The sequence below is a fragment of the Xenorhabdus sp. KK7.4 genome, assembly GCF_963876465.1.
Classification (GTDB): domain Bacteria; phylum Pseudomonadota; class Gammaproteobacteria; order Enterobacterales; family Enterobacteriaceae; genus Xenorhabdus; species Xenorhabdus stockiae.
Genome location: NZ_CAWNQF010000136.1, coordinates 1 through 2,906, shown reverse-complemented (window position 1 = coordinate 2,906; position 2,906 = coordinate 1). Strand labels below are relative to the sequence as shown.

2 protein-coding genes are annotated in these 2,906 nt (G+C 52.8%); both read right to left on the bottom strand.

Annotated features, from left to right (window positions below; genetic code table 11):
* A partial coding sequence (gene tssI, locus AACS90_RS21680) for a type VI secretion system tip protein TssI/VgrG (RefSeq protein ID WP_099123631.1) occupies nt 1-1,752 on the bottom strand: 1,752 nt, incomplete at its 3' end.
* Between the two features lie 44 nt (nt 1,753-1,796).
* The coding region (locus AACS90_RS21675; protein ID WP_193757308.1) for a type VI secretion system baseplate subunit TssF at nt 1,797-2,906 on the bottom strand (1,110 nt) is incomplete at its 5' end.

Here is a 2,906-nt window from a genome sequence, read left to right as displayed (position 1 = left end):
CACTTTACCGCCACTTTTCAGGTGGATTTCCTGCCCGCTGTCAATCACGGTGGCATCCCCGGTCTGAATATGCTGGCTGCCGGCAATCCGGTGCGACACGTCCCCTTCGGTGGTAATTTTTTGAGAACCCGCCACCTGATGATGGTCATCGGCGCGGATATCGTGGTAACGGTTGTTATCAATGCGGCTCTTCTGATCATGTTTGATATGCCAGTAAGCATCGTTTTCAATGTGCGCGGTCAAATCCTTCTGGCCGTGGAGATAGATTTCCTCACTGTCTTTCGCATCCTCGAAACGCAGTTCGTTAAAGCCTTTGCCTTTGTGGGTCTTGGTTTTAAACGTGGTGCGGGTTTTTTGGGCCGGTAAATCCAGTGGCGGGCGATTCAGGCCGTTATAAACACAGCCGGTGACAATCGGACGGTCAATATCCCCGTTGAGGTAAGAGATAATCACTTCCTGACCGATACGGGGTATCGCCATAAACCCAAAGCCGTTACCGTTCCAGCCCTGCGCCACGCGTACCCAGCACGAAGCGCCATCATCCGGTGGGTCGTAGCGGTTCCAGTGGAAATGGACTTTAATCGCACCGTCTTTATTGACAAAGATTTCTTCCCCTTTCGGACCGACCACGATGGCAGTTTCATCCCCATCGGCCAGCGGTTTATAGTGGAAAGGCGGACGCCAGTCGGCAAGGCCGTCGATAAAACTGAAATGATTACTGAGTGTGGTGCCTTCACCACCACTATCGCCCAGTGCCTGCGGGCAACGTCCGTGATGGCTGATGCCGACCACCTGCCAGCGCACATTCAGCGGCTTATGGGGGTGATTTTTTATCTCAAAAATTTTACCCGGCATCAGTTTGATGCAGTTACTGCTGCCGCTGCCCGTCTGTTTCTGATTGTCCAGCGCTTCCTGCCGGTATTTTAAAAACGGGATAGCCGCCGCATCTTTCTGAAAACGCCCGTAACTTTCAAACACGGTATAGGGGGTCTGGCTGCCGAAATCGCGGAAGCCTTCGCTGCTGTGCATATGCGAGAGGTGATAACGCGGCTCTGCCGGATTGAAATCTTTATGCAGGCTGCGCTGCGGACTCATACCAACCCCCAGCCGCACCTGATAAATCGTATCGGTTCCGTAGGCGGTTTCCGGCTGGGGCTGGTATTGCAACGGCAGTCCGGCGGTCATACCGAGGTGACTGTCACTGAAAAACAGCGTTTCATCCTCAAACCAGAAGCTGATGCCTTCTTCCGCTGCCAGGCGGCTGAAAAACGCATAATCGGATTCACGTTTCTGGGTCACATATTCCCGGTCCTGATGCGCATCGTAGAGCTTAGAATCGGCCTGTACCCGGTGTTTTTTCAGCAGGCTGGTTAAAATCGCGGGAACATTTTGTTGATGATAAATCCGGCTGTCCTGATTGAGCGTCAGCCGCCAGCAGGCAGGCCGCACCGTCAGAGTATAGCGTGTTTTGTTGCCATCGGTGCCAACCCAGTCAGCATGGGAAACAATGCCGGTGATTTTACGTTGCAGCCTGTCCCCGTTAAACACCTGCAACACCGCTTCCTGCATCAACAGTGAGGCCAAATCAATGTCAGTCTGTGGTCTGAACGGATTCGCGTTACCGGCTCTGACCAGCGTCATGTTGAGGGTAAAGAATTCTGATAATCCCTCTTGCAGGGAAAATTCCCCGACAGCAAACGTGTCTGCCGGCACACCGGCGATAGTGCAGACAAAACGTAATCCACTTTTCATATTGATTTTTTCCTTATGGTTCCTGTCATGTATTCCTTAATCCATTACATTTCCGGGCGTAGTCCATCGACATGCCAGAACTGCCACAGTGCCTTGTGACTGTCCGGCATAAAAATCTCCAGCATGACAAACGCAGATTGGGTGATAAAACAGGCCAACGCCTGATTGATTAACCGGCAGAAACGGTACATTTCCCCCGGATTACGGTAGCAGTCGGGATCCAGCGTCAGCACGAGTAAATGCCCGCGAACAGAACGTCCCAGTCGCATCCGGTCGGTCAGGCGCTCTTCGACCTGCACAATACCGTCAATGTGTTGGCGGAACTGACGGCTCAGGGGACGGTGCGTGTCGGCATACGGGTCAAACAACCGGAGAAACTGTTTCAGGCTGTCGGTGGCAAACAGCATCATTGGCGGGCTGGAAAGGCAGGACAGTAGCGGCCAGCCGCTCTTTTCCTGTAACAGAGGTGGGTAATCGGTCGTGACCGGCGTGATATTGTGGACGCTGAGATGAGACGGTGCGCCTTCCTGCGTCACGGTAATCGTGCCTTGCGTTAATGCCGGTGCCTGTTCATGGTAGCCGGTGAAAGAACACAAAATCGCAATGGCAGGTAAGTCGTTGGCCGGTTTGCCCGTCAAATCAAAAAAGTGTAATCGGTGCTGGATTCTGCCCAGAAAATCGGGTTCGGTCTGGAGCTGGTAATAAAACGTGTCGGGTTGCTCATTTTCATCCCGAAAACGCCCGGCCGGAGTAAACTGTTCAATCGGCAGCCAGTGATACGGTGTCCCGCGTTGCTCACTATCAACGGGCTGTTCCACAACCTCAATATCACCCAGCCGGAACAACCGCACCGACTCTCCCAACGGCAGAGGATAACGGTGGTTGCCAGCTTCCAGCTCAATGGGCAGGCTTACCCGATTTTCCAGATGAATAGCCGGTACACAGCCCAATAAGAATGTCTCGTCGATATCCGTCAGCGGCAATTCACCCTCGAAACGAAAAATCAGTTCAAATGTACCATCCGCATTCAGGGGTACTTTTGTACAACTTCTGCTGATATCCAGCGTGACAAAGTTATACAGTGGGGACAAAGCATAATATTCCACCAACGGTTGCAGACCGGAATACGTATTTTTGGGCAGAGGCAGCACCGG